General features: G+C 62.7%; 21 protein-coding genes. 4 read left to right on the top strand and 17 right to left on the bottom strand.

From position 1 onward, the window contains the following. Nucleotides 1-342: 342 nt before the first annotated feature. The 17 genes from argE to G9C89_RS15015 all read right to left on the bottom strand — a co-directional run bounded on the left by argE (nt 343) and on the right by G9C89_RS15015 (nt 20,404). Nucleotides 343-1,500: an acetylornithine deacetylase gene (gene argE, locus G9C89_RS15095; RefSeq protein ID WP_172149389.1), complete on the bottom strand. Its 1,158-nt coding sequence runs from the start codon at nt 1,498-1,500 to the stop codon at nt 343-345. After that, the gene (locus G9C89_RS15090; RefSeq protein WP_172149387.1) at nt 1,497-2,651 is read right to left on the bottom strand and encodes an NAD(P)/FAD-dependent oxidoreductase; all 1,155 of its coding nucleotides are present in this window, start codon (nt 2,649-2,651) and stop codon (nt 1,497-1,499) included. The genes argE and G9C89_RS15090 overlap by 4 nt, the downstream gene beginning before the upstream one ends. Continuing rightward, nucleotides 2,648-4,072 carry an FAD/NAD(P)-dependent oxidoreductase gene (locus tag G9C89_RS15085; RefSeq protein WP_172149385.1) on the bottom strand — a complete coding sequence of 475 codons (1,425 nt, stop codon included), beginning with the start codon at nt 4,070-4,072 and terminating at the stop codon, nt 2,648-2,650. The genes G9C89_RS15090 and G9C89_RS15085 overlap by 4 nt, the downstream gene beginning before the upstream one ends. Continuing rightward, on the bottom strand, nt 4,054-4,362 hold the full coding sequence (locus tag G9C89_RS15080; RefSeq protein ID WP_172149383.1) for a (2Fe-2S)-binding protein: 309 nt from the start codon (nt 4,360-4,362) through the stop codon (nt 4,054-4,056). The genes G9C89_RS15085 and G9C89_RS15080 overlap by 19 nt, the downstream gene beginning before the upstream one ends. Then, the gene (locus G9C89_RS15075; protein ID WP_172149381.1) at nt 4,359-6,191 is read right to left on the bottom strand and encodes an ABC transporter ATP-binding protein; all 1,833 of its coding nucleotides are present in this window, start codon (nt 6,189-6,191) and stop codon (nt 4,359-4,361) included. The genes G9C89_RS15080 and G9C89_RS15075 overlap by 4 nt, the downstream gene beginning before the upstream one ends. 1 nt (nt 6,192) lies before the next feature. Then, nucleotides 6,193-7,107, bottom strand: coding sequence for an ABC transporter permease (locus G9C89_RS15070; RefSeq protein ID WP_172149379.1), 915 nt, complete (start codon nt 7,105-7,107; stop codon nt 6,193-6,195). Then, on the bottom strand, nt 7,104-8,057 hold the full coding sequence (locus tag G9C89_RS15065; protein WP_172149377.1) for an ABC transporter permease: 954 nt from the start codon (nt 8,055-8,057) through the stop codon (nt 7,104-7,106). The genes G9C89_RS15070 and G9C89_RS15065 overlap by 4 nt, the downstream gene beginning before the upstream one ends. Before the next feature lie 82 nt (nt 8,058-8,139). After that, a complete protein-coding gene (locus G9C89_RS15060; protein ID WP_172149375.1) occupies nt 8,140-9,783 on the bottom strand; it encodes an ABC transporter substrate-binding protein in 1,644 nt (547 codons plus the stop codon). A gap of 85 nt (nt 9,784-9,868) precedes the next feature. Further along, on the bottom strand, nt 9,869-11,143 hold the full coding sequence (locus G9C89_RS15055; protein WP_172149373.1) for an NAD(P)/FAD-dependent oxidoreductase: 1,275 nt from the start codon (nt 11,141-11,143) through the stop codon (nt 9,869-9,871). Between the two features lie 37 nt (nt 11,144-11,180). Then, nucleotides 11,181-11,849, bottom strand: coding sequence for a haloacid dehalogenase type II (locus G9C89_RS15050; protein ID WP_172149371.1), 669 nt, complete (start codon nt 11,847-11,849; stop codon nt 11,181-11,183). Between the two features lie 372 nt (nt 11,850-12,221). Beyond that, nucleotides 12,222-13,694 (bottom strand): aldehyde dehydrogenase family protein, encoded by a 1,473-nt coding sequence (locus G9C89_RS15045; protein WP_172149369.1) that lies wholly within the window; start codon nt 13,692-13,694, stop codon nt 12,222-12,224. Nucleotides 13,695-13,990: 296 nt separating this feature from the next. Then, complete coding sequence (locus G9C89_RS15040; protein ID WP_172149367.1) at nt 13,991-14,494, bottom strand: Lrp/AsnC family transcriptional regulator; 504 nt, start codon at nt 14,492-14,494, stop codon at nt 13,991-13,993. Between the two features lie 26 nt (nt 14,495-14,520). Next, the gene (locus G9C89_RS15035) at nt 14,521-15,873 is read right to left on the bottom strand and encodes an aspartate aminotransferase family protein (protein ID WP_172149365.1); all 1,353 of its coding nucleotides are present in this window, start codon (nt 15,871-15,873) and stop codon (nt 14,521-14,523) included. Then, a complete protein-coding gene (locus tag G9C89_RS15030; RefSeq protein WP_172149363.1) occupies nt 15,870-16,934 on the bottom strand; it encodes a phosphotransferase in 1,065 nt (354 codons plus the stop codon). The genes G9C89_RS15035 and G9C89_RS15030 overlap by 4 nt, the downstream gene beginning before the upstream one ends. Beyond that, on the bottom strand, nt 16,931-17,635 hold the full coding sequence (locus tag G9C89_RS15025) for a haloacid dehalogenase type II (protein WP_172149361.1): 705 nt from the start codon (nt 17,633-17,635) through the stop codon (nt 16,931-16,933). The genes G9C89_RS15030 and G9C89_RS15025 overlap by 4 nt, the downstream gene beginning before the upstream one ends. Before the next feature lie 769 nt (nt 17,636-18,404). Beyond that, nucleotides 18,405-19,376, bottom strand: coding sequence for a threonine/serine dehydratase (locus G9C89_RS15020; protein WP_172149359.1), 972 nt, complete (start codon nt 19,374-19,376; stop codon nt 18,405-18,407). Nucleotides 19,377-19,414: 38 nt separating this feature from the next. Next, a complete protein-coding gene (locus tag G9C89_RS15015) occupies nt 19,415-20,404 on the bottom strand; it encodes an ornithine cyclodeaminase family protein (protein ID WP_172149357.1) in 990 nt (329 codons plus the stop codon). A 776-nt stretch (nt 20,405-21,180) separates the two neighbouring features. On the opposite strand from G9C89_RS15015, the gene G9C89_RS15010 reads away from it, so the two are divergent. The 4 genes from G9C89_RS15010 (at nt 21,181) to G9C89_RS14995 (ending at nt 26,861) form a co-directional block, all read left to right on the top strand. After that, complete coding sequence (locus G9C89_RS15010; RefSeq protein WP_172149356.1) at nt 21,181-22,506, top strand: NAD(P)/FAD-dependent oxidoreductase; 1,326 nt, start codon at nt 21,181-21,183, stop codon at nt 22,504-22,506. A 925-nt stretch (nt 22,507-23,431) separates the two neighbouring features. Continuing rightward, nucleotides 23,432-24,772 (top strand): OprD family porin, encoded by a 1,341-nt coding sequence (locus tag G9C89_RS15005; RefSeq protein ID WP_172149354.1) that lies wholly within the window; start codon nt 23,432-23,434, stop codon nt 24,770-24,772. A 466-nt stretch (nt 24,773-25,238) separates the two neighbouring features. Next, nucleotides 25,239-26,096 (top strand): GNAT family N-acetyltransferase, encoded by an 858-nt coding sequence (locus G9C89_RS15000; RefSeq protein WP_172149352.1) that lies wholly within the window; start codon nt 25,239-25,241, stop codon nt 26,094-26,096. A gap of 60 nt (nt 26,097-26,156) precedes the next feature. After that, entirely contained in the window at nt 26,157-26,861 is a 705-nt protein-coding gene (locus G9C89_RS14995; protein ID WP_172149350.1) for a cupin domain-containing protein, read from the top strand. Nucleotides 26,862-26,909 lie beyond the last annotated feature (48 nt).

Here is a 26,909-nt window from a genome sequence, read left to right as displayed (position 1 = left end):
CAACAGCGCCTGCACCGGCGCGATACCATGCAATTCGCGCTCGGCCTGACGTCCACTGCTCAGCGCACCCAGCACGTAGAGGATGGTCGGCACGACGATCAGGGTGAGGGCCAATACCCCGAGCAAGACGAACTTACCGGAGAAGGAAAGACGTTCGAGGGCTTTCATGGAAGGACTCCCAGCGTGTTGTCAGGACGCACGAGGAGGCTCGGCTGTCCCGCTTTTTATGGTTATTGTTTTCGGCTTTTTTCGGGCGAGAAGTCTCACGGCCGTCAGTGCTCCCTTGGCGGAAGCTGGGCATGCGAGACGGCCCTCCGCTGTGCGCGAGGGCCTGAGCTGGCGCTACAGCTTCAACGAGCCCAGCAGCCCCTCGAGAAAGCGCTCGCCGGCGTCCATCTGGCTGACCTCAATGAATTCGTCGGGCTTGTGCGCCTGTTGAATGGAGCCCGGCCCGCAGACCACCACGGGGACATTCAGGCGCTGGCTGAACAAGCCGCCCTCGGTGCCGAAGGATACTTTCACGCTGCCGGTATCTGCCGGGGCGAAGTTCTTCAGCAGGCGTACGGCTTCCACGCTGGGGTGGGTATCCAGGCCGGGGTAGACATTCAGGGTCTCGATCTCGATGGCGGCGACGCTGGACAAGCGCTTGGCCTCACGCACGATCGACTCGGCCTGTTCGCGCATCTGATCGAGAAACTGATCGAGGTCGTCGGCCGGCAGATTGCGCACTTCGAAATCCAGGCTGCACAGGTTCGGCACTATGTTCAGGGCCTTGCCGCCGACGATTTGCCCGACATGCACGGTGCTGTAGGGCACGTCGTAATCCGCATCCTGCGCGCCCTGCTCTTGCAAGCGCTGCTGGCTCTGGCGCAGCGCGGCGATAAAATCACAGGCGACGTGAATGGCGTTGACCGAGCGCGGCGCCAGGGACGAGTGCGCTTCCTGGCCATGGCAGAAGGCGCGGTAGGAACCCTTGCCCTTGTGGCCGAGGACGAACTGCATCTCGGTCGGTTCGCCGACAATGCACAGGAACGGCCGCAACGGTGCCAGGTGCAGCACGTCGAGCAGGCGGCGTACACCGACACAACCGATTTCCTCGTCATGCGACAGTGCCAGTTGCAACGGCCGGCTCAACGAGGCGTCGGCGGCCTCGAGCATGGCGTCGATGGCCAGGGCGATAAAGCCTTTCATGTCGCAACTGCCGCGGCCGTAGAGCCGCCCGTCCTTCAGCGTCGCCTGGAACGCCGGCACGCTCCAGGCCTGGCCGGCGGCGGGTACCACATCGGTATGCCCGGACAGCAGAATCCCCGGTACATCGCGCGGGCCGGTGCTGGCGAACAGGTTGGCCTTGCGCCCGCTCTCGTCCTTGACGATCAAGGACTCGATGCCCTTGCTCAGCAGCAGCTCGCGCACATATTCGATCAACGCCAGGTTCGACTCCGAAGAGACGGTATCGAAGGCGATCAGCCGTTTGAAAATCTCCAGGACACGGGGTTTCACGAGGCCTTGCTCCGCTGCATGGATGAGGTGGCGAACCGACGGATATGAAAGGGTTCGATGGCGGTGCTGGTGCTCCCGGTACTGATCAGCTCGGCCATCACGTCCCCTACTCCCGGACCCAGCTGGAAACCATGGCCGCTGAAGCCGAAGGCGTAATACAGGCCATCGACCGTGCCGCTGGGGCCCATCACCGGTAGGGAGTCCGGCAGGTAGCTTTCGATGCCGCTCCAGGTGCGGATGATGTTCAGGTTGGCCATATGCGGCGCCAGCCGGTGCATCTGCTGCAACTGTTTGAGAAGGCTTTGCGGCTCGAAATGGGCGCGGCGGTTGAGCATGTCCGGCTTGCTGTGGTTACAGCCGCCGATGATGATGTTGCCGCGCGGGATCTGGCGGAAATACAGCACTTCCTCGGGGATCTTGGTGTACACGCCGATCACCGTCTTCAGCACATAGGGCACCGGCTCGGTGACCGACATCTGCGGGCCCTTGGCGATCAGCGGCACCGGCTCGCCGAACTGCGCGGAGAGCTTCTCGCCCCAGGCGCCGGCCGTGATCAGCAACTGCTCGGCGCGGTACTCGCGGCCGTCGCTGGTGGTCACCCGGAACTGCCCGCCGACCTTCTGTACGCTAGTCACCTCGCAGCGCTCCTCGATGGTCGCCCCGGCGCGCCGCGCGGCGCGGGCGAAGGCCGGTGCGGCAAGGCGCGGGTTGGCATGGCCGTCGTGCGGTGCATAGGAGCCGCCCTTGACCTCCGGGCCGAAGAACGGGAAGCGCTCGTGCAGCTCGCGGCCGCTGAAGATGCGCAGGTCCAGCTCGCGCGCCTCGGGCGCCGCGGCGTAGGCCTCCAGCTCGGCGATCTCGTCCTCGCGGTAGCACACGCGCATGTGCCCGCTGGGAATGAATTCGAGATCGTCGTCGATCAGTTCCGGCAGGCGCTTCCACAGCGCGAAGGAGCGGTTGGCCAGCTCCAACTGGCCGAGGAAACGCCCCTGGCGGCGCACGTTGCCGAAGTTCACCCCACTGGCGTACTGGCCGATCTGGTCCCGCTCGAGGAGGATCACCGACTTGCCGCGCTGACGCAGGAAGAATGCCGAAGCGGCACCCATCAGGCCGCCGCCAACGATCAGTACATCGGTCTTCTCAATGCTCACGGTGCCACCTCCTCGGCCTGCTTGAGTTCCTCGGTCAACATCGACAGCGGCTTGACCGGTGCCTGGCCGCGTTGGCGGCCGACCCGTTCGACAGCGACGCCAGCCGCCGCGGCGATCACCTCGGCGCCGGCCTGGGAGCAGTAGCGGCCCTGGCAGCGGCCCATGCCGACCCGGCTGAAGGCCTTGGCGCGATTGACCTCGCAGGCGCCCTTCTCGCGCACCACGGAGCGCAGCTCGCCGGCCGTGATCATTTCGCAGCGGCAGACGATCGCCTCGTCCGCTAAGGCCTTGGCCTGCGCCGCCGGCCAGGGAAATGCCTGGCACAGGCCGTGACTGAATTCATCCATCACCGCCAGGACGCGACGCTGCAAGGCAAGCGCTTCGCCGTGCACCGGTTGTTGCAGATCCTGTAACAGGGCCAGCGCTACCAGGCGGCCGGCATGCTCCGCCGCATCGGCTCCACGGATCCGTGCGCCATCGCCGGCGGCGTACACACCGCGGACCGAAGTGCGCCCTTCTCCATCGGTATCCAGCACCCACTGCTGCGACACCTCTTGGAACCGCATACGACAACCGGCCAAGTCGGCCAGCTGGGTTTCCGGACGCAGGTGATAGCCCAGGGCGAGCGCATCGCAATCGAACTGCAGGTTGTCACCGTGGCTGGTGCGCACACGCACCGCGCTGACGCCGCTGGCCGCATCGCCCAGCACCTGCTGGGGCTCGACCCCCAGGTGCACCGGGATTCGCGCCAGGTAGAGCTGCGCCAGCAGTTTCATCCCGGTGAACAGCAGCCCGGGGCGGGCGAGCAATTTGGGCAGGGCCGCAATGCGCTTGCGTAGCGGCGAGGTGTCGAGCACCGCGGCCACCGTGGCGCCGGCCTTGAGGTACTGGCTGGCGACCAGGTACAGCAGCGGCCCGCTGCCCAGGAACACCACCCGGCGACCGATCGACACCGCCTGCGCCTTCAGCGCTATCTGCGCCCCGCCCAGGCTGTAGGTGCCAGCCAGCTGCCAACCCTCGATCGGCATCAGCCGATCGGTGGCGCCGGTGCAGAGGATCAGCGCATCGTAATCGACGGTCGTGTGCTTGCCCTGGCTGACGCAGCACAGCTGGCCCGGCGTCAGGCTCCACACCAGGGTGTCGGGCCGGTAATCGATCCGCTCGCGCAGGCGGTCGAAACTCTGGTGCAGTGCCCGGGCCTTCTCCGCCTCGCTACCGTACAGGGTGGCATAGTCGCGGGTGAAACCCTCGGGTTGACGACGATAGATCTGGCCGCCATCACGGCGGTTCTCATCCAGCAGAATCGGCCTGATTCCCGCCGCCACCAGGGTCTCGGCGCAGCGGGTGCCTGCTGGACCGGCACCCACTATCACCACCCGTAAGGCGTCTTTCTGCAGATTTTTCAGCCGCGCAGTGGCCATATCGCCTCCGGTTGCCTGGTGACGATATCCAGCCCCTCGCGGACTTCGTTGGAACAGGCGCGCAGACGCTCGCCGCTACGGGTCCAGACCCAGCAGTCCTGACAGGCGCCCATCAGGCAGAAGCCGGCGCGGCGGCCTGGATCGAATTCCGACTGGCGCAGGGCCGACACCCGGGTCAATAACGCAACCATCAGGGTGTCGCCCTGCAATGCCTCGATGGGCTCGCCATCGACCATCAATCTGACCGTTGGCCGCTCACCCTCGGCCAAGCGTACGAAACGCGCGCTCACGCGTAGGTGCCCACAAGTTTCATGCTGTTCACACAGTCCTGCGCCTTGAGCAGCTCGGCACCGGTGTGATGACAGAGAATCTCACTACCGCCGGCGATATTGTGGCGCGGTGGCGCGCTGCGATTGCACACCCCTTCGATACGCACCGGGCAGCGATCGAGGAACGGGCAGAGATGCGCGCTGCTGGTCGGCTCGCCGATCGGCGGCAGCCCGCCTTTAGCAGCCCCGCAGTTTTCCAGCCAGCCCTGGCGCAGCTCCGGCACCGAATTGGTCAACAGGTTGGTATAGGGATGGAACGGCGCTTGGACGAACGCCTGCTGATCGCCGGCCTCGACCTTATGGCCGCTGTACATCACCACTATGTCGTCGCACAGCGCACGTACGGTGGAGATGTCATGGCTGATGAACAGGTAGGAGACGCCCAGTTCGCGGCGCAGGTCGCGCAACAGTTCGAGAATCGCCGCACCCACCACCGTATCCAGCGCCGAGGTCACTTCGTCACAGAGGATCAGATCCGGCTCCGCCGCCAGCGCCCGCGCCAGGTTGACGCGCTGCTTCTGGCCACCGGACAACTCGCCGGGCCGGCGTTGCGCAATGCTGGCCGGCAACTGCACCAGTTCCAGCAACTCGGCCACCCGACGCTGCTGCTGCGCACCCTTCATGCCGTGATAGAAACGCAGCGGGCGGCCGAGGATCTGTTCGATGCTGTGCCGTGGGTTCAGCGCCGTATCGGCGTTCTGGAAGACGAACTGAACGCGCCGGAACTGCTCGCGGGTACGCCCGGCCAGCGTCCTGCTGAGCGGCTGGCCATCGAGCAGGATATGCCCAGCCGTGGTTGGCGCCAGGCCGGCGATGGCCTGGGCCAGGGTGGTTTTTCCCGACCCCGACTCGCCGATCACGCCGACCGCCGCACCGCGTCGGATCTTCAGATCGACATCCTGCAGCACCTTCTTGGTGCCGTAGCAAATCTCCAGACCGTGGATGTCGAGCAGCACATCCTCTTCCGCCGAAGCTGCCTCTTGATCGCCCGCTCCCTGGCGCGCCGCCGGCCTTATCGCGGCCAGCAGGCTGCGGGTATAGGGATGCTCCGGCGCTGCCAGGATCTGTTCGGTAGGGTTGTTTTCCTGGATCTGGCCGTCGCGCAGCACGACGATACGGTCGGCCATCTGCGCCACCACCGCCAGGTCGTGGGAGACGTAAATCGCCGTGGTGCCGCGTTCACGCACCACCTTCTTGAACGCCCGCAGCACTTCGATCTGGGTCGTGACATCCAATGCCGTGGTCGGTTCGTCCAGAATCACCAGTGCCGGATCGGTGATCAGCGCCATCGCCGCCATCAGCCGCTGCAACTGCCCACCCGAAACCTGGTGCGGATAGCGCGCGCCGATGCGTTCGGGCTCCGGCAGCGCCAGCTCGCGGAACAGCTCGACGGCCTTGGCCTGCGCCTGCTTGCGCGACAGCACGCCGTGGATCAGCGCGCTTTCGATCACCTGATCCATGATGCTCTTGGACGGATTGAATGCCGCGGCCGCGCTCTGCGCGATATAGGCCACGGTGCGCCCGCGCAGCTTTGCCAGCTCGGCATTCGACAGCTTGAGCACGTCGACATCGCCGACCCGTACCGAGCCGCCGACGATACGGCAACCCGAGCGGGCATAACCCATCAGCGACAGCGCTATGGTGCTCTTGCCGGAACCGGACTCGCCGATCAGCGCCAGTACCTCGCCTTTGTTCAGGCTAAAATCGGCACCGTGCACGATCGGCACATCGATGCCCTCTTCGTTACGTGCGGCCACACGCAGGCCGCTTACCCTGACGATTTCGTTCATCTCACTTCTCCATCTCGCGCTTGGATCGCCCGCCGAAGCTGTCGATGAGCAAGTTGACCCCCATGGTCAGGGTGGCGATGGCGACCGCCGGTGCCAGCACGGCCGGGGCACCCGCCCAAAGGCCCTCGATGTTTTCCCGCACCAGCGAGCCCCAGTCGGCGTCCGGCGGCTGCACGCCCAGCCCAAGGAAACTCATGGCGCTGAGCAGCAGCACCACGTAGACGAAACGCAGGCCAAAGTCGGTCATCACCGGGCGCAGCATGTTCGGCAGCACTTCGATGAAGATGATGTAGGGCATGGCTTCGCCGCGGGTACGCGCAACCTGGACAAAGTCCATGGTCATGACGTTCACCGCGACCGCACGCGCGATACGGAAGGAACCCGGCATATAGGCGAATGCGGCCATCAGCAACAGCAGCGGCACCGAGGAGCCGAACGAGGCCACCATCAGCAGGGCAAAAATCTTGTTCGGAATCGCGATCAGCGCATCCTGGGTACGGCTTATGAGTGCATCGACCCAGCCACCGGAAGCGGCCGCCACCAGCGCCAGGACCACACCTGCCGTGCAGGCCAGCGCTGTGGCCGCCAACGCCACGCCTATGGTGAAAGGCGCTCCGTGCAACAAGCGGCTGAGGATATCCCGCCCCAGGTAGTCGGTACCCAAGGGAAACTCCAGGCTGAGCGGGCCGAAGTAACCATCGCTGATCATGGCGTTGGCATCGTGGGGCGCGAACAGGGGCCCGGCGACGGCCATCAGCGCCCAGAAGGTCACGATCAGCAGACCGATGACGCCGCCGACAGACAGCGAGAGCCGGCGCCGGCGGGTCCGCACCGGCTCGTTCGCTCCATCCTGCTTCAGGGCGTTATCCTTGCCGCTGCCGATGCTCGCTTTAGGTGAAATACTGTTCGGTTTCATTTGCGCAGCCTCGGGTTGGATAGGATTGCACAGAGGTCAGCCAGCAGAACCAGCATCAGAAAACCCAGGCTGAACAACATCACGCACGCCTGTATCAACGGCATGTCACGCGTGACCACACCGTTTACCATCAGCGTCGCGACGCCCGGATAGTTGAAGATCGACTCGACTATGACTACGCCGCCCAACAGGTACGACAGGCTCAGCGCCACGGCGTTGGCGATCGGCCCGATCGCATTGGGCAATGCATGACGAAGCACCACCCGTATCGGTCGTGCCCCTTTGAGTATCGCCATTTCGACATAGGAGGCGCTGAGCTGATCGACCACCGCGGCCCGCGTCATGCGCGCCATCTGCGCCGTCAGTACGCAGCACAGCGTCAGCACCGGCAACGCGTAGATGCGCACCAGTTCGCCGAACGACTCGACCTCGACGCTACGCGACAGCGCCGACAGCCAGCCCAGCTTCACGGCGAAGATCAGTACCGCGATGGTGGCGATCAGGAACTCCGGCACGGAGACGGCGAACACCGCCAGCATGTTGCTGTAACGATCGAAGATCGAACCGCGGTACATCGCCGACAGAATACCTATGGTCAGCGCCAGCGGCACCGAGACCAGCGTGGTGACCGCTGCCAGTTTCAGGGTATTGGGCAGCCGGCTGGCGATCATGTCGTCGACCGGCATGCCGTTGACCAGGGAAATACCGGGATTGCCGGTGATCAGCCCGCCCAGCCAGTTGAAGTAACGCAGGTGCACGGGTAGATCCAGGCCTAACTGCGCACGCAGCGCCGCCACCGCTTCCGCAGTCGCCTCCTGGCCGAGCTGTTCCTGTACCGCGTCACCCGGCAGCAGGCTGGTGAGGAAAAACACCACCAGCGACACGATAAGCAGCGTAAGCACGCCTACAGCCAACCGACCACCAACCAGGCGTGCAATAGTGCTGTTCATAATTCATACCTTCACTTAGTGACGCCGCCTGCATGACCCGCAGGCGACGCCTTGGTTATCGAGCTATCGTTGCACCAATCGCTCAGGCATCCAGCCAGACGTTCTCGGCGAACATGTAGCCCATCAACCCACCGAGTGGATGAGGGGTAAGTCCTTTCAACTTGGTATTGTGGCCATCGAGGCTGCTGTTGAACTGCGGAATACCGATACCGCAGTGTTCATGCACCAGCACCTGCATATCGGCATACATCTGCTTGCGTTTGGCGTCGTCGGTTTCACCGCGCGCGGCAACCAGCAACTGGTCGAACTGTTCGTTCTTCCAGCCCGATTCGTTGGTGCCGGCGTCGGACTTGAAGAACAGGCTGAACAACAAGTCGGCGGTCGGACGCGCACCGATGTTGCCGAAGCCCAGCGGATGCTTCATCCAGTGATTGGACCAGTAGCCGTCCGCCGGCACCCGTTTGATATCGAGCTTGAGGCCGATCTGCTGTCCCGAGAGCTGCAGCAACTGAGCGATGTCCAGCGAGCCGGTAGCGGCTTCAGACGCCACGATAGGCAGGGAACGTCCGGCCATGCCGGATTTCTGTAGGTGGAACTTGGCCTTCTCCGGGTCGTACTCACGTTGTGGCAGACCGGCGAAATAGTAACGATTGCTGGGGGCAATCGGCTGGTCGTTGGCGATCTTGCCGTAGCCACGGAAGGCAGCCCGATTGATCTGTTTGCGATCGAGCAGATGCTTCATCGCCAGGACGAAATCCGGGTTCTGCACCGGGCCCAGATCATCGCGCATGATCAGGTTGGTATAGCCACCGGTCGGGGTCTCCATCAACTCTACGTTGGCACTGTCCTGGATGCGCGAAACCGAACGCGGATTGATCGGGTTGATCAGGTCCACGTCACCGGCGAGCAGGGCACTGATGCGAGCGGCCTCGTCCGGGATCGAGAAGAACTCGATTTCGTCGAGGTAGGGCAGGCCCGGCTTCCAATAGCTGTCGTTGCGCGCGGCAATCGAGCGAACCCCTGGCTGGAATTCCGCACACTTGAAAGGCCCGGTGCCGTTGGCGATGGCGAAATCGGTGGTGCCGTCACGCACGATGAGGAAGTGCGTAGTGGCGAGGATGGCCGGCAAGTCGGCGTTCGGGCTGGTCAAGCGGATCTGCACTTCATGCGGTCCAGCGGCCTTCACCTCCTCGAACTGCTGCGCGACGGTCAGCGCCTTGGAGCCAGTCTCCGGCAGCTTGTGACGGATCAACGAATAGACGACGTCGGCCGCGGTGAATGGCTTGCCATCGTGGAACACGACATCCTTGCGCAGCTTGATGGTCCAGGAGATCGCATCGGCTGTACCGAACGACTCCGCCAGGGCCATGCGCGGCGCCAGTTGCGCGTCCAGGACCGTCAGGCCGTTATAGAACATGTTGTGACGACAGTAGTCGGTGTAATTACCGCCCTTTGCCGGGTCCAGCGTATCGGCGGTCGAGCTGGTCGCAGTGGCGACCTTGATACGGCCACCGCGCTTGCCTTTGCCCGTGCTTGCGGAGGTTGCGGCGAACACTTGGCCGGCCGAGCCGAACAGGCTGCCCGCACCCGCGACGGCCACCCCGGCCAACCCCAACATGCGCAGTGCATCACGACGCGACATACCCCGGTTGAGCCCCTCGAAAACCCGCAGGCTTTCTTCGCCGGTGATCAGCTGGGAGTCGACTTTGTTTTTATTGTCAGTCATATCGTTTCTTCCTTTCGAAATTGATAAGGCTCGGGTGCCCGCGCATTGGCGAAGCGTTCTTGCAACGTGAAGCAACTGCATAAATTCAGTGTAGGTAGTCCTGCAGCCGGTAATACGCACCTACCATCGGCAGGAACCAGGGCTTACCGAAGTGCCCGGGAATCGCCGGCCAGCTCAATTCCCGCCAGGGGTTGGCTTCGACTTTGCCGTCCAGGACCTCGGCCATGACCTGGCCCATGTGCACCGACATCTGCACGCCATGGCCGCTGTAACCCATGGAGTGGTACACCCCGCCATGCTGGCCAGCGCGCGGCAAGCGGTCGGAGGTCATGTCCACCAAGCCGCCCCAGCAGTAATCGACCTTGACCTGGGCCAACTGCGGGAACATCTGCACCATCGCCGCCTGCAGCACCTTGCCGCTCTTGGCGTCGGAGTTCGCATCAGACATGGCGAAGCGCGCCCGGCCGCCGAACAGCAGGCGATTGTCCGGGGTCAGCCGGAAGTAATTACCGATAATGCGGCTGGTGACGTAAGAACGACGGGCCGGCAGCAAGCGCTCGATCAAGGCCTGGGGCAGCACCTCGGTGGCGATCACAAAGCTGCCCACCGGCACGATCCGCCGCCGATACCAACCCATGTCGCCGTGCTGGCAGGCACCGGTCGCCAGCAAAATCTGCTTGGCTTGTAGCGAACCCTTGCTGGTGTTGAGCCGATAACCACTGGCATTGGCTTGCCAGTCGCTTACCGGGGTGTGCTGGTAGATCAGCGCGCCGTGTCGAGCGGCCGCGTGCGCCAAGCCGACGCCGAAACGACCGATGTGCATCTGCACGCCGTTGCGCTGCAACAAGCCGCCGTGGAATTCGGCAGAGTCGACTTCGGCGCGGGTTTCTTCTGCAGACAGCAGCTCGACGTCGGCGTCGACTTCCCGGCGAATCAGTTCGCAGGTCCGCGCCAGCCCTTCGTAATGCAGGGGTTTGGCCGCCAGCTTGAGCTTGCCGTTACGCTTGAGGTCGCAGGCGATCTGCTCCTGCTCCACCAGCGCGACCACGGTCTGCACCGCGCTTTCGTAGGCCCGATAATAGGCCCGCGCCCGATCCGCACCCAGGCTTGCGCTGAGGGCCACATAATCCTGGGCGACGCCGGTACTGCAGTGCCCGCCGTTGCGCCCGGAGGCTTCGCCGATCACCCGACCACCTTCCAGCACCACTACCCTGGCGCCCTTCATGGCCAATGCGCGGGCCGCCGACAGACCGGTAAGACCGCCGCCGACAATGGCGACATCCACCTGATCGGGCAGCGCCCCGCTCTGCGCGCCGGTGAACGCCGGTGCGGTATCGAGCCAGTAGGATTCACTGTGCATATCCAACCCCTTTGCCTTGAAGAGCAACCGTTGTGGATCAGAGACCGACCAGGCCGGCCAAGCCGCCGATGTCGGAGATCTGCCGGTAGCTGTAGCAGGCGTTGCCTGGCTGCTCGTGGCCACGGGCGACGAAGGCCTTGTTTTTGATTTTCATATCGTCGGCCGACATCAGGTCGTAACGGAAACTCGAAGACACATGAAGAAGGTCTTCCGGACCGCAACCAAGGTTGTCGAGCAGGTACTCGAAGGCTTGCAGACGTGGCTTATAGGCCTGGGCCTGCTGAGCGGTGAAGACCTTGTGGAAAGGCACGCCCAGCTTGTCGACGTTGGACATGATCTGCTCGTCCATCGCATTGGATAGAATCACCAGGGGAATCTTGTCGGCGATCTTCGCCAGGCCGGCCGTCACATCGGCATGTGGACCCCAGGTCGGCACGGCATCGTAGTAAACCTGACCTTCACCGCGATATTCGATGCCCCAGCGCTTGCACAGCCGCGAGATGGCGGTCTTGAGGATTTCGTCATAAGGACGCCAGTCACCCATCACCTGATCCAAGCGATAAGCGGTGAAATCCTTGACGAACTGATCCATTTGCTCAGGGGCAACGCGATCGGCAAACAGCTCGCGGGTCAACGGGCCCATCTGGAAGTTGGTCAGCGTGCCGTAGCAGTCGAAGGTGATGTACTTGGGTCGAAGAAAGCTCATGAGTGCGGTCCTGAATGATGGTTGAGGTCATGGCGGGGCAAGCAGTTACTCCGTTCGGGAGGCATCGGTGCAACGCTGCATCACGGTTTCATTACAACACCATGAAACCAGCAGATGCCGTTAAAAGCGCGCGTCGCTCAGTACAAACCACCGTTTTACTGGCCGACCTCAGCAGAGGCTGCGGAGCGCTCCAAAAGCGGGCGAATCCCCTGTTCATGCACTTTAGCGGGCTATCGCAACGCTCACCCGAGCACCCTGCTCGCCTGGCGCCGCAGAACCTACGCCGCCCCCAAACTAAAACGGGCGCGCCCCTGAGGACGCGCCCGCTCATGCTGCCGTGAGACTCGAGGCCGGCGGCACCGGCCAGCGGATTCAACCGGCGATATCGATCAGCACACTCTTATGCCGCAGATTCGCCTCGAAGGCTTCGCAGCCCAGATCCTTGCCGATACCCGAGCGCTTATAGCCCCCGGTCGGCAGGATGTGATCGTTGCTACGGCCGTAGCGGTTGACCCACACCGTGCCGGCTTCCAGGCCGCGAATCAGGCGCAGCGCGCGGTTGAGGTCGGCGGTGTGCACCCCGGCAGCCAGGCCGTAGGTAGGGTGCTCGGCGAGGCGTAGCGCCTGCTCCTCATCCTCGAAGGTCTGCACTGTCAGCACCGGGCCGAAGATCTCCTCGAGCACAGCCGGGTTGCGGCTGTCCGGCGTGCTCAGTAGGGTCGGCTGGTAATAGGCACCGCCAAGCCCCTCGATCGGGCCACCGCCCTCCAGCACTTCGGCGCCGGCCTGAAGCGAGCGCTGGACGATGCCGTCGATCCGCTCGGCCTGCTGACGAGAGATGATCGGCGACAGGCTGGTCTGCGCCGACCAGGTGTGCCCCGGGCGCAGATCGCGGAAGTAGCCCTGCAGGTACTCGACGAAGGGCTCGAGAATCGAACGCTCGATGATCAGCCGCGAGCCCGATACGCAGACCTGCCCGGCATTGCCGGTGATGCCCATGGCGACGCTGCGGGCGGTCTTCTGCAAGTCCGGGACGTCGGCGAACACCAGTTGCGGGCTCTTGCCGCCGAGCTCGAGAGTCACCGGCTTCGGCCCGAACTGGGCGCAGGTGGACATGATGCTCGCGCCGGTGGCGGTGGACCCGGTGAAGGTCACCTTGCTGATCCGCGGGTGACGACACAGGGCGTCGCCGGTGAGCCGGCCGTCGCCCTGCACCACATTGAAGATGCCTGCCGGGATCCCCGCCTGCACCGCCAGCTCGGCGTAGCGCAGGATGGAGAACGGAGTCAGTTCCGAGGGTTTGAGTACCACCGCGTTGCCGGCCGCCAGGGCCGGCGCGACCTTCCAGTTGGCCATGCTCAGCGGAAAGTTCCACGGCGCGATGGCACCGATCACCCCGTAGGGTTCGGCGATCTGCATACCCAAACGATCACGCTGGGTCGCCGCGACCTGGCCGCCGTGCTTGTCGGCGAGTTCGGCGAAGAAGCGCAGAACCTCGGCCACATAGGGAATATCCCAGGCCAGCACGTCTTTATACGGACGGGTCGAACCAATCGCTTCGAGCGGCGCAAGGGTCGCCGCATCCGCCTCGATCAAATCGGCCCAACGGCGCATGGCGCGGGTGCGTTCGCGCGGCGGACGGGTCGCCCAGTCACTCTGGCGAAAGGCCTGCCAGGCGTTCTCCACCGCTTCGTCGACCAGCATCGTGTCGGCGATCGGCAGTTGCGCGTAGTACTGGCCGTCCGAGGGTCGCACCACCTCCAGCCCCGGCAGGGCATTGCGGTATCTCCCGCCGATGAAATGGGCACTGCGTACCTTGACGACGCTGGGGTCGAAGCTGTTCATAAAGGACTCCGGAAAGGGGCTGGACGCCAGTTCGGCGATGAGATGCCAGGCCTCCATCGTAGAAAAAATCGGCCAATATTTGCTGCCGACCTTAGCCCCCATTTGAGCAGTAGCTGCGGTCTGTCGAGCCGCCATTTATGCAATCTACCGAAAGCCCCATCGGGCCCGGCAGCAGTTGCGTATAGCCACCGCAGCGAGACAGCTACAGAAGGTTAGAAACACGACGGACGCCAAGCTCAAACCGAACGCCATAGTGATGCAAGGTGCCGAACTTCATGCGTCAATGCGTCACTTGATCAGTCCCAACTTGGCTTACCGGTTGCGATAGTACTCAGCGGATATCCACGCTGATCGAGCGGCTGGCGCAATACGATCCGGCTGGCAAATTTCTCGATCCCGATATCATCTTCCAGCAGCCGCTCCATGAGCGCCTGGAAACAGGAAATACTAGGCGCCACGATTTTCAGCAGGTAATCGTAACCGCCACTGACGTTGTAGCATTCGACGATTTCGTGGTACTTGCCAGCCCCTGCTTCGAATTTACGGAAGTCGCGGGGCCGATGGCTGCAGATGGTCACCTCGGAAAACACGATTACGTGGCTGCCCAGCGTCTCCAGTGCGACCTCCGCGCGGTAGCCCCGGATAATGCCGATTTCCTGAAGCCGTTTCGTACGCAGGAGACATGGGCTCTCACTGAGGCCAATGGCCGCGGACAGATCGACATTCGAACAGCGTCCCTCGCGCTGCAGATGCACAAGAATCTTGAGATCGAACGGGTCGAGGGAAGCTGAAGATCGCATGAGTCGTACCTTGAGTGTCGGTCCCGTTAGCGCGCTTTTGCCGATTGCGCTTCGGTTAGCGCTTCGTCGAGCGTCTCGATCACCATGCCGGCTTGTTCCGCGGACAGCACCAGCGGCGGTCGAATCTTGAGCACATTGTGCCCCATCGCACAGGCGCTGAGCAGGACGCCCTTGTCGCGCATCAGATTGACCACCCGGCTGGTGAGCTCGCGGTCGGGGGTTCGCGATGCGCGATCCGAGACCAGTTCCACGCCGACGAACATGCCCGCACCACGCACATCACCAATCGCCTCGTGCCGGGTGGCAAGCGCGGCGATGCCGTCGTGCAGGATCTTTCCGACCCTGGCGGCATGCTGCACCAGGCCTTCTTTTTCGATCGTATCCAACACCGCCAGCGCCGCCGCGCACGATACGGTATTGCCGGCGAAGGTGTTGAAGTACCTCGAGTTTTTGCCAAATTCCGCCAATACGTCAGCGGTGGCCAGCAGTCCCGCGACAGGTTGTCCATTGCCCATCGGTTTGCCCAGGGTGACGATGTCGGGGATGACGCCGTGACGCTGAAAACCCCACATATGCTTGCCCGTCCGACCAAAGCCGGGCTGGACCTCATCGGCGATGAAAATACCACCGGCCCGCTTGATCGCGTCGACCGCGCCCTTCAAGAAGCCCGCCGGTCCGGGGAGGATGCCGTCGCTGGTGAACAGTGAATCGACAATCAGTGCCGCTGGCTTGATGCCGTGACGCCGCAGATCGGCGATCGCCGCCTCGACATCGCGGGTGAAGCGTTCGCCGAGGTCAGCACCCTCAGCATGATAGAGGCGCGGTGCCGGGACCAGGCGAACGTGCGCGCCGAGATCGACTGTCGCGCCGAGTGATGGCGAGAATTGCGACACTGCGTCGGTGAAGCCGTGATAGGCAGTTTCGGTCACGATCACGCCCGTGCCACCGGTGCGGACCTTGGCGATACGATAGGCGACGTCGTTTGCCTCGCTGCCCGTGCAGGTCAACATGAGATGCGCAAGGTCAGTCTCGGGCACGGTCGCGAGCAGGCGTTCGGCCAGTTCGAGAATGGTGTCGTGCAGATAGCGGGTGTTGGTCGCGAGCGTCTGCGCTTGCCTGCATATCGCCTCGGTCACCGCCGGGTGACAATGGCCGAGCGAGGCCACGTTGTTGTACACGTCGAGGTAACGGCGCCCCTCTGGATCGATCAGCCACACGCCCTCGCCACGCACGATATGCAGCGGGTGCTCGTACATCAGCCGATAGGCCGGGCCGAGCAAGGCGTCGCGCCGCGCGATCATGGCCGCGGTTGCGGGGCTCAGGTCGGCGCGTCCGGGGATATAGGCGTTGACCATGTTGAGGTCAGTGGTGCTTTTCATTGGCTTTTTCCTTTGCTTACTTCGGTGAGTAATCGGTCGCGCGCCTGATCGCGGGAAAGATCGGCCATCAGGGACAACGCCTCCCATGCCGCGGGGTTGTGGCGCATGATGTAGGCGCGGTTCTCCGGGTAGCGCCTGGCCCGCCATTCCGAAATCAACACGGTGATCAGGTGACGTGTGGCCATGAGGTCGGCAACGACCTCCTGCTCCATTTCGCTGAGCGGCAGCGTGGCGTGATAAGCGCCGACGAACTGCGCCGCCCCCTCGAAAGGATCGGCGCTGCCGGCCATGTGAAAGGCCGCCGCCGTGGCGACCTCCCCCACCAGCGGGGCATGCAGCATGTCGCCGAAGTCGATGATCCCCACTATGCGCTGATGATCCTCGGCTGCGACCAGCACGTTGTAGAGGTGGTAATCGTTGTGGATGACCTGCGACCTCAGCGCGGGCAGACGCGGCAGGACATGCTCGTTGAAGCGCGTCATGAACGACTCGGCGAGCGCGCGACGCGGGGCGTCCTCAATGGCATCGAGCTTGGCTGCCAGGCGGTGCGCCGCGGAAACGTTCCACAGCAGATCGTGCGTCGCGGAAGGATGGGTGAAATCGCGCAACGCGAGGTTTAATTCGGCGAGCACTGTCCCCATTGCCCGACGCTGCGCGGCGGTCCGGGGTGTCTCCCGGATTTGCACGCCGTCGAGATAGGTCAGCATCCGCACGGTGGTTTGAACCCCGCCGGCCAGTGCTACGGTGTCGCACGTATGTCCTCCAAGCGTCCGCACGACGCGTGGCACCGGCTGGTCTGGCGATACGCGGGCGACGTGCTCGAGCGCAGCGATCTGGAAATCGACGACCGCAACCGGCTCGGATGGATTGCTGATCTTGACCACGTAACGCGTGCCGTCCGCGGTCTCTATGCAGCAATTCTGGTCGCGCTCGCCCACCAGCGATTTGACGCTGCCATCGATACCGTAGAGACGACCGACCAAGGCCCCCACCTCGTCCAGGGCAAGGCTGGGCACCGCCGTGCTCAACGCCGCTGCCGCAATCGGATGCTCCGACATCATGCGCCCCGTTTCATCGTGGCGGTCTGGGCCAGGCAATCGAGGCCGAGCAAACCGGGAAGCTGGCGAATGTCGGTCAGGCGGTTGACACCATAGCCGTCGCAGGCGGGCTCGTGACCGCGGTCGATGAAGGCCTTGGCCATGAAGCCCAGATCAGAGGCGGTCATCAGGTCGTAACGGAAGCTCGAGGAGACGTGCATCATCTGCTCCGGCCCGCAGCCGAGCTGATCGAACATGTACTCGAACATCTGCGCCCGCGGCTTGTAGGCGCGGGCTTCCTCGGCGGTGTAGACCGCGTGGAAAGGCGCCTTGAGATGGGCGACGCTGTGCGGGATCAGATCGACCATCGAGTTCGACAGGATCACCAGCGGAACATGCGCAGCGATTGCCTCGAGCGTCTCGACGACGTTCGGGTGCGGCTGCCAGGTCGGTACGGCCTCGTACAGGGCGAGCGCATCGGAAGGACGATATTCCACGCCGTGCTTCTTGCACGTGCGTTGAATGGAGTTTTCAACCACGTCAAAGAACGGTTTCCACTCACCCAATACCTCATCGAGACGGTAGAAGCGAAAACTGTCCAGGAAGGCCGGCATCCGTTCGCTCGGCACACGATCCTCGAAGAGTCTTTTCGCGGTCGGGCCCATTTCGAAGTTGATGAGCGTGCCGTAGCAATCGAAGCTGATGAATTTCGGTTTGTAGGTCACTTGGTCGATCTCCTGGATGTGGATGACGGGTTGGTGACTACAAGTCTATGAATCTCAGCCCTACGGAAATGCTCTATTGCCGGGTGACTCAGGCAGATTCCTTTTCGATCCGGAGCATGCTGGCAGGATCTGCGGCCGGCCTCGAAAGGCCCGTGATCGCCCGATTTCTTGTGGCCAGGACGGCCGTCTCACGGGAGGTGTAGGTGTTGCCTGCACAGCGAAACAGCAGGTTCTGCGCTGCCGAGCGAGTTCTGTTCCCGGGCAGCGCGACTCACTCTTTTCGTATTCGGCAAAACAAAAAGCCATGTCCCAATCGCATGTTGCGTTCAGCTATCGCCACTAAACGTAAGATGGACTGGAGCCGTAGGGTGCGCACCAGTGATTCATCGCCCGAGCTGGTGCGCACGGCGCACCCTACCCGCTGCCGCCCTACAAAAGGGTTCAGCCCATGCAACGCATCATTGAGGCAGCACCAAACAAAACGCCCATCCATAAAGCGCATGTTGCGTTCATTTATCGCCACTGAACCCAAATTGGACTGGAGCCGTAGGGTGCGCCGTGCGCACCGGTGATTCGTCACCCGAGCTGGTGCGCACGGCGCACCCTACCCGCTGCTGCCCTGCAAAAAGGGTTCAGCCCTGAATCCCTCATGCAACGCATCATTGGGACAGCACCAAACAAAACGCCCCTCCATAAGGAGGGGCGTTCTTCATCGGGGGGGCCGAGGCGACATCACTTACTCTGCCCGCTCCGCCGGCGCGCCGCACGCTTAGTCGGCAGCGCCGTATACCTCGGCCAGATCGCCCAGGTCCCAGTTGCCGCCGGTCAGTACCACGCAGACCTTTTCATCCGGCCTGACCTTGACCACGCCCGCCAGCAAGGCGCCGATGCCGATCGCGGCGGCGGGCTCGGCGATCAGTTTCGCGTCCTTGGCCAGGGCGCGCATGCCTTCGATGATGTGCTCGTCCTCGACCAGGACGATCTCGTCGACATAGCGCTCGATGATCGGATAGGGGTTCTGCCCCGGCACGCTTATTCGCAAGCCGTCGGCAATGGTGTTCTTCAAGGGAAGCGTGGTGCGCTGCTTGTTCAACCGACTGTGGTAGTACTTGGGCGTCAACGCCGGTTCCGCGCCGACGACCCGCACCGATGGCCGTGACTCCTTGATGGCGGTGGCGATGCCGGAAATCAGGCCGCCGCCGCCCATGGGGATGATGACCGTATCCACATCCTGCAGGTCTTCGAGGATCTCGCAACCGATAGTGCCCTGACCGGCCATCACCAGCGGGTCCTCGAAGGCATGGACGGGCACATAGCCGTTTTCCTCGGCGATTTCATACACCCTTTTCCAGCGGGCGGCGGTGTCGCCATCGAAGAGGATCACCTCCGCACCAAGGGCTTCGGTATTGGCGATCTTGATCTTCGGGGTGGTCACCGGAAGCACGAGGATCGCTTTCACGCCCAGCATGCGGGCAGCGTAGGCGAGCCCCTGGGCGTGATTGCCGGAAGAGGTGGCGATGATCCCGTTGGCGATCTCCTCCCTGGGTAGCGAGAGCGTCTTGTTCAAAGCACCGCGAATTTTGAAGGCCCCGGTGATCTGCAGGGTTTCGGGCTTCAGATAGAGCTGACAACCGGCGGCCTTCTCCATCTTCTCCGCGCGCAGTAGCGGCGTATGTTTGATATGGGGTTTCAGCCGTTCCTGGGCTTCTCGAATATCCTGAATGGTCGGATGGTCGCGCATGTAGTTTCCTCTCTCCGTACTGCCGAAAAAATCACGCGTCAAAGGAACGCGAAGAAGGTTCCAACGTTGTTTTCCAGCGCATTGCGATAGATTTTTTCGGCAGTGGTGTTGTCCTGTATGGCCATGCCGGTGGAGTCGAAGATGGTGATTTCTTCATCGCTCTCCCGGCCCGGCTTGGAGCCCAGTAGAATCTCGCCAAGCTCACCGTGGATATCGTCCAGGCTGATGATCTTCTCGTTCAGCGGATGCCAGGTTTCCCCTTTATCGATGCACTGCGAGATCGAGTCGTTGACGATCTTGGCGTGCCTGAATATTTCCGGATCGAGCTCCTGCTTGCCTTTCATATCCGTGCCGATGGCGACGATATGGGTGCCGGGTTTCACCCAGCTCGCTTCCACCAGCGGGCCTTTGCCACGGGTGGTGGTGATCAGGATATCCGCCTGTTCGACCGCCTCCTTCTTCGAATCCGCCAGGGTCACAGGAATAGCGAACTCGCCTTCGATATCCGCCTTGAAGCGGGCGAGCGTCTCCGGGTTTCTGCTCCAGGCATGGATCTCTTCGATCTGCATCACCAGGCTAATGGCGCGAATCTGCATCCGCGCCTGGTTGCCGGTACCTATGCAGGTGACCTTCTTCGCGTTCTTTCTCGCCAGCGCCTTGACCGAGACGGCGCCCGAGGCTCCCGTTCTGAGACCGGTGAGCAGACTGCCATCCATGACGCAGATCAGCGCACAGCTGTTGGCATCGAACAGCAGAACGCTGCCCATGCCGTTGGGCACGCCATGCGCCGTCGGGTTATCGAGGAAGCCTCCGGAAGAGGCTTTCATCGAGATGATTTCATTGCTCTTGCAGTAACCGACCTTGAAGTCGATTTCTCCGCGCGGCGCGGGAAGGTGTATCCCAATATAGTCAGGCTGAACCACCTGCCCACTGCTGAAAGCCTTGTATGCCTCTTCCACCGTACCTATGACTTCCTTCATAGATATCAATCTGCCGACTTCTTCTTTAGTAAGCAGCAGTGTTTTCATCTACACGACCTCACTGTTCTCTGATTAGGGCATCTGTGGTTAGCCATGATTTACCCAAGCATCATCAAGCCGGGATTGCTCGCCATGTTCGGCGCGAGTCCCACGGGAATGCATTGCCAACTTGCTGCGATTAGTATGCCGCCGAGCGCTCAGCAGAAAATTCCGGATACCCTGGGAATACGCAACTTCCGACTATTTTCATCGCCATCGGCGAAAGCAAACGTTCCGGCCCTGCAACCACGCTCGAGCTGAGTACTCATCGGTCGGGGTGAAGGGCCTGAAGAGCCCAATGATGGTGGCAACGGGCATGCTCGTTGCCCGCACGCGTCGCTTCGCGCCACCTTCCTCCAAGAGGGAAGGACATACGGAAGGCGAGCAGCAAGTGATGGGAGGAACAGTCAGCGCTCAAGCTACAGGACCTGGCGCGACGATCACTCCGCCCGCCGCAGCATAAACTTCCGAGCGCACCCTCGAAAACGCCCGATTCTGCGATTGCGCACTACCAATACGACAGCCCTCTGCGGGTCGTGATGCCTAATATAGGATCAGCGCAACGGCATGGGCGATTGGCGTGATGCCTGCCGTAGCCTGGTCTGCCGCTCCGAATCGACCAACAGGGCAGCAGACCCCGGATCTCAGTTTCGATCGTTCCGATCTTGTGCGCGCCGATCACCTTATCAGCGCGCACTGGCACAGCATTGAGGCCGCTTTGCAGCACTGTCTGCATTGCTCGCTGCAAAGGCGTAAAACAATAGATTTCAGGCCAGGAGAATAGAATGCCGGCTCCCTTGATCACCATTGAGTCCACCCCGGAGCTGCCAGAAAGAGCCGATGCCGTCGTCATCGGCGGCGGTATCATCGGCGCATGCGCCGCCTATTACATGGCCCGTCAGGGTATGAGCGTTGCTGTGCTCGAGAAGGGCCGTATAGGCGCCGAACAATCCAGCCGTAACTGGGGCTGGTGCCGCCAGCAGAACCGCGACGCGCGCGAACTGCCCTTGTCGACCAAGAGTCTCGCCCTCTGGGAGGAGATCACCGCCGACCTCGACGAGGACCTCGGTTTCCGCCGCTGCGGATTGCTCTATCTGTCGGATAATCAGGCCGAGTTGGACGGCTGGGCGAAATGGCGCGACTTCGCGATCACCCAGGGCGTCACGACCCATATGCTGAGCGGCGCCGAAGCCACGCAACGCGGCGCGGCGACCGGCAAGCCCTGGTTGGGAGGGGTGCTTTCGCCGTCCGACGGCATCGCCGATCCGTCGCGGGCCGCGCCGCTGATCGCCAAGGGCGTGCTCAAGCATGGCGGCTCGCTGCACCAGTTCTGCGCCGCCCGCGGTATCGAGACCGAGGCTGGCCGGGTATCGGGGGTGATTACCGAAAAGGGCGTAATCAAGACCCAACAAGTGGTGATGGCCGGCGGCGCCTGGGCCTCCTCCTTCTGTGCACAGCTCGGCATTCGCTTTCCGCAGGCGTCGATACGCTCCAGCATCCTGTCAGTCATGCCGGGGGCCCAGGGGCTTCCCGATGCACTTCATACCAGTGAGGTAACCGTCACGCGGCGCGGGGATGGCGGCTATACCCTGGCCATTTCCGGAAGGGCCTGCGTGGATCCGACGCCGCAGCAACTTCGCTTCTCCTCTTACTTTCTGCCGATGTTCGCCAAACGCTGGCAAATGCTCTCACCGGGTGACCTGCAGGGTTGGCAGTACGGACACGAAACGCGCCGCAAATGGGCACTCGACCGACCTACACCGATGGAACGCGTGCGTATCCTCGATCCGCGCCCGTCGGAGGCGATCCTCAGGGATACCCTTGCGCGGGCGCGCCGCCTGTTGCCCGCCCTCGGCAGCGTGCCCGTTCAGGCAGGTTGGGCCGGCTATATCGACAGCACCCCGGACGGTGTGCCGGTGATCGACCAAGCGCAGAACCTGCCCGGTTTCATTCTGGCCGCCGGTTTTTCGGGCCACGGCTTCGGCATCGGCCCCGGTGCCGGACGCCTGATTGCCGAACTGGCGACGGGCAAGACGCCGTTCGTGGACCACACCCAGTACAGCCTTGCCCGGCTGAACAAAGGGGCTTGGGGCAAGGTCTCGGATTTCTGACAGTCTTCCCTCGCTGTTCTGGCGGGAGCCTTGCTCCCGTCTTTCTCCCTATTCAGTTCAGTTATTGAACAGCGCACCACTCGCAGAAAAGTCGACAGCTCGAACGAGCGACGGCCTATAAGGCCTTCATAGGCGCATCTCTCAAGCGCGAGTTCCGACGCAGTGGACACTGCCCCAACCATTGCCACCCGCTGACGGGATCGCCAAACTCGCCTGCGCGAGGCTCAGTAGCCGCGTATTGAGGTCGAACTGACGTGCCCTATCCAACCACGCTGCCCATTCGACGAGCGGCTGGCCCGGCCACGGGCGAAGCGCATGAATAAACGCTTTCCCTGGCGATGCTCAAGGAAGCGCTGACGCCACCGCCCTGGCGAGCGGAGAAGCCCAGTTAAGGGGCATGCCCGCACCCTCGCCGACTGGCGCACTCGCGTCAATACAGCCGATTTCAACGCCTCAGCGAGCGCTGCAGCGCCGATCCGCTACGGCCTCTACCTGGCCAGCTTCGGCGCGTCATCGTCCCCATGCCCGTTCTATCAAGGAGAACGATAGCGACGGCAGCAAGATCGATTCAGATGCGGGTCGTGCCCACCTCAGCTGGGCCGGTACCGTGGAAAAACTCGGCTTGATATCGATTCGGGCTTAGCGCTTTCCGAACGCCGCCATGGCTTTTCCGGCTCATGATTAATGCCTCTGCACCAAAAAGCAGCCAAGCAGTTACTGCTGATAGCGAGCCCCGTCCAAGTAAAAAATACGGCCTATAGAACCGCTACTTGGGGAATCTACCGAATTGTCTTCAGCCTCTTGCCAGGCCCCGGCGCCAGTGGGATACAGACGCCGCGCCTTGGGCGAGCCCTGCCCGGCCGCGCCAGTTCTGCAGCGGTTCTTCTGAACGGCTACGCGAATAATAAAACCTATGGAGTAGACCATGAACGTCGTGAAACCCAGCCTTCTCGCCCTGGCGGTCACCGCCGCCGCCTCGCAATTGGCCGTGGCCGGTCAGCGGCAGGAAGCCAATGGCTTTATCGAGGACAGCAGCCTGAATCTGCTCAACCGCAACTTCTACATGAACCGCGACTTCCATGATGGCGGCAGTAACGGCGAGGGCATCAATGGATCTAAGCCCGCCAGCGAACGCAACGGTTATCGCGAGGAATGGGCCCATGGCGCCATGCTCAATTTCGCATCTGGTTTTACCCAGGGCAGCGTCGGCTTCGGCGCCGATGCCTTCGCCTATGGCGGGGTCAAGCTGGACACTGGCCGCGGCCGGGTCGGCGCCGGCCTGCTGCCGATCAGCAACAACAAGACTGCCGACGCAGAAGTGCCGGACTCCTTCGGCGAGATCGGCGGCGCGGTGAAGATGCGCGTCTCCTCCACCGAGCTGAAGTACGGCGAACAGCGCCCGGCTGCTCCGGTGTTCGCCATGGGTGACAACCGCTTGCTGCCGGAAGTGGCCACCGGCTTCCAGCTGTCGAGCAGAGAGTTCGACAAGCTGTTCCTCGAGGCCGGTCACTACACCGCGTACAACGGTAGAAACTCGACCAATTCCGATGACGGCCTGTTCACCACCTACGCGGGCATCGAGGCTGACAGCGTCGATTTCATCGGCGGCTCCTACAAGGTCAACGACAACCTTAGTCTGATGGCCTACGCCAGCGAGGCCGAAGAGATCTGGCGCCAGTACTTCGGCTATGCCTCCTACACCATCCCGCTGGCCGACCAGCAATCACTGAACTTCACCCTGGCTGCCTACAAGACCAGCGACGAGGGTGAGGCTCGTGCCGGCGAGCTGGACACCACCAGTTGGTCGGCCAAAGGTGCCTACGCCTTCGGCCCGCACAAGCTGACCCTGGCCTACGTGAAGATCGATGGCGACGAGACCTTCGACTTCATCGGTGTCGACTCGATCTGGCTGGCCAACTCGGTGCAGTACGCCGAATTCAACCGTCCTAACGAGCGCTCCATGCAGGTCCGTTATGACTTGAACATGGCCGGCTTCGGTGTGCCGGGCTTGACCCTCATGACCCGCTACATCAAAGGCGACCAGATCGATTTCACCAAGGCCGACCCGACTGGTGCCTACTTCCGTGCTGGGTTCGACGACGAGAAGCGCTGGGAGCGCGACGTGGAAGCCAAGTATGTGGTCCAGTCGGGCTCGGCCAAGGATCTGTCCTTGCGCCTGCGCCAGGCTACCTACCGCTCCAGCTCGTTCGACAAAGGCACCGATGAGGTGCGCCTGATCATCGAATACCCGCTGAGCATTCTGTAAGCGCAGTTACCGGTTCGGTTTGCCGCGGGCCAACCGATTTTTCTTAAAGGCATCCCCCCACGCTCCTTTGCCTTGAGACGCCCAACCGGGCGTCTTTTTTTTCTTATACCGACTGGCCTTAGCGCGGATCGGACGTCTGCAGTTCTGTCCGGACGTAGCAGCCGGACAGAACTGCATCCGCCGAAGAGCTCTGCTGCAATTCAATTCAAAGCCTCGTACCAAGCCTCCCGTGGAGCAAGAATCGATCGGCGCAAAGCCTTTGACTCAGCCCCCCTCAGAAAAAACAGCCAAGCATTTACTGCTGATAGTGACTCTCGTTTAAGCAACAAATATGGCCTATGGAACCGCCGCTTGGGGAATCTACCGAATTGCCTTAAGCCCCTTGCCAGGCCGCGCCGCAGGTGGGATACAGCCTTATAGTCGATGAAAATTTCCCGCCGCACGCAGCCAACAACGGAGTCCTGCCATGTCCGTCGCTCAACGCCCTTCCCACCTTTATCGCCCCATGACCGCCGAGGACGTGGCGGCGGCCCATGCCTTGTCCGTGCTGTTGAAGTGGCCCCATCGCCTGGAGGATTGGGCCATGCTGCAACGCGTCGCCGAAGGCTTCGTCGTAGAAGACAACGGCCGCATGATCGGTACCGCATTCGCTTGCCCGCAGGGCGCTTACGCCACCATCGGCCTGGTGATCGTCAGCGACGAGTACCAGGGCCAAGGCATTGGCCGCAAGCTGATGGAGCTGGCACTCGAAGCCTGCACGCCGCGCACCGCCATCCTCAACGCCACCCTGGCGGGTGTCCCGCTGTACGCCAGCCAAGGCTTCGTCGAGTTCGGTCAGATCCACCAGCATCAGGGCCAGGCACAAGCCGCCGATACCCCTGCCCTACCCGCCGGTGAACAGTGCCGGCCCTTGACCGCAGCCGATCGGGTTCGCCAGCTCGAACTGGCCAATGCCGGCAGCGGCCTGGACCGCGAAAGCGTACTCAGCGAGCTGTTCGATGTCGTCGAACAGGCAGTCGGTATCGAGCGCGACGGCCAGCTACGCGGCTTCGCGTTACTGCGCCCGTTCGGCCGTGGCCGCTGTATCGGCCCGGTCATCGCGGAAAATCCCGAACAGGCCAAGCACCTGATAGGCGTGTTGTTGGCACAAGTGCCGGAGGCTTTCGTACGCATCGATATTCCGGCCGACAGCGGCCTGTCCGATTGGCTCGAAGCCGCTGGCCTGAAACAGGTCGACAGAGTCGCGCAAATGGCTCGGGGAACGCCGCCGCGCGCTGTCGGCGGCGTCAGCCAATTCGCCCTGGTGACTCAGGCCATTGGCTGACCCGCCCTTGCTACGGGCATTTACACCCCTTACCAATAACATTTCCTGGAGATACCCCTGATGTCACAACCCACCACCCTGCTGCTGGTACGCGCCGATGGCAGCCGTGCGCCTACGCCCATGACCTCGGCTTCTTTGAGCCCTGCCGACCCGTTCGGCACAGCGCGGGAAATCGCTTACCTCGGGCCAGACGGCGTGGCTGCGGGCGTTGTGCAGGCGAGCGGATCATTCGCCATCGCTGACTACCCCCAGCTCGAAATGGTCGTGGTTCACCGCGGGCACCTGACCCTGCAAGCCGAAGACTGCACACTCGAACTGGGCCGTGGAGCCAGCGCGGTGATCGGCCGTGGTACCGCTCTGCAGATCCAGGCGCAGGCGGATACGCTCTGGGCTTTTTGCGCTCAAGTCACAGACGAACAGAACCCGGGGCTTACCCCGCTCGACCCGCTCGCCCACCTCTCACCCTCGACACCGCCCGATGCGCATATCCTGATCAGCGCCGGGCCCCAATGCCGCTCGAAGAATAGCTACAAGGACAGCGCCAACGTGCTCATCGGTGTCTGGGACTCGACACCCTATACGCGCCATGGGCGGCCACACAAAGTCCACGAGTTGATGCACCTGATCGAAGGCAGCGTCACCCTCCATTCGCCAGAAGGCGAAAGCCTGCAGGTCAACGCCGGCGATAGCGTATTCGTGCCGCTCGGCGCGGAATGCGCCTGGGAAAGCCACGTTTACGTACGCAAGTTCTACGTCTGTAAATAAACTTGGGCAGGTTTGGCACCCGCGGACGCTAGCGATCCGCAGGCGCCA

It is taken from the genome of Pseudomonas tumuqii, assembly GCF_013184545.1.
GTDB lineage: Bacteria > Pseudomonadota > Gammaproteobacteria > Pseudomonadales > Pseudomonadaceae > Aquipseudomonas > Aquipseudomonas tumuqii.
The sequence above is the reverse complement of the archived record's forward strand: the minus strand, read 5'-3'. Positions and strand labels throughout refer to the sequence as shown.

Bases quoted from the DNA above. Each gene is read 5' to 3' on its own strand.
- G9C89_RS14995 (WP_172149350.1), top strand. From the start codon at position 26,157: ATGTCACAACCCACCACCCTGCTGCTGGTACGCGCCGATGGCAGCCGT.
- G9C89_RS15045 (WP_172149369.1), bottom strand. From the start codon at position 13,694: ATGAACAGCTTCGACCCCAGCGTCGTCAAGGTACGCAGTGCCCATTTC.
- G9C89_RS15085 (WP_172149385.1), bottom strand. From the start codon at position 4,072: ATGGCCACTGCGCGGCTGAAAAATCTGCAGAAAGACGCCTTACGGGTG.
- G9C89_RS15040 (WP_172149367.1), bottom strand. From the start codon at position 14,494: ATGCGATCTTCAGCTTCCCTCGACCCGTTCGATCTCAAGATTCTTGTG.
- G9C89_RS15010 (WP_172149356.1), top strand. From the start codon at position 21,181: ATGCCGGCTCCCTTGATCACCATTGAGTCCACCCCGGAGCTGCCAGAA.
- G9C89_RS15075 (WP_172149381.1), bottom strand. From the start codon at position 6,191: ATGAACGAAATCGTCAGGGTAAGCGGCCTGCGTGTGGCCGCACGTAAC.
- G9C89_RS15000 (WP_172149352.1), top strand. From the start codon at position 25,239: ATGTCCGTCGCTCAACGCCCTTCCCACCTTTATCGCCCCATGACCGCC.
- G9C89_RS15015 (WP_172149357.1), bottom strand. From the start codon at position 20,404: ATGAAAACACTGCTGCTTACTAAAGAAGAAGTCGGCAGATTGATATCT.
- G9C89_RS15020 (WP_172149359.1), bottom strand. From the start codon at position 19,376: ATGCGCGACCATCCGACCATTCAGGATATTCGAGAAGCCCAGGAACGG.
- G9C89_RS15070 (WP_172149379.1), bottom strand. From the start codon at position 7,107: ATGAAACCGAACAGTATTTCACCTAAAGCGAGCATCGGCAGCGGCAAG.
- G9C89_RS15065 (WP_172149377.1), bottom strand. From the start codon at position 8,057: ATGAACAGCACTATTGCACGCCTGGTTGGTGGTCGGTTGGCTGTAGGC.
- G9C89_RS15030 (WP_172149363.1), bottom strand. From the start codon at position 16,934: ATGATGTCGGAGCATCCGATTGCGGCAGCGGCGTTGAGCACGGCGGTG.
- G9C89_RS15035 (WP_172149365.1), bottom strand. From the start codon at position 15,873: ATGAAAAGCACCACTGACCTCAACATGGTCAACGCCTATATCCCCGGA.
- G9C89_RS15050 (WP_172149371.1), bottom strand. From the start codon at position 11,849: ATGAGCTTTCTTCGACCCAAGTACATCACCTTCGACTGCTACGGCACG.
- G9C89_RS15060 (WP_172149375.1), bottom strand. From the start codon at position 9,783: ATGACTGACAATAAAAACAAAGTCGACTCCCAGCTGATCACCGGCGAA.
- G9C89_RS15005 (WP_172149354.1), top strand. From the start codon at position 23,432: ATGAACGTCGTGAAACCCAGCCTTCTCGCCCTGGCGGTCACCGCCGCC.
- G9C89_RS15055 (WP_172149373.1), bottom strand. From the start codon at position 11,143: ATGCACAGTGAATCCTACTGGCTCGATACCGCACCGGCGTTCACCGGC.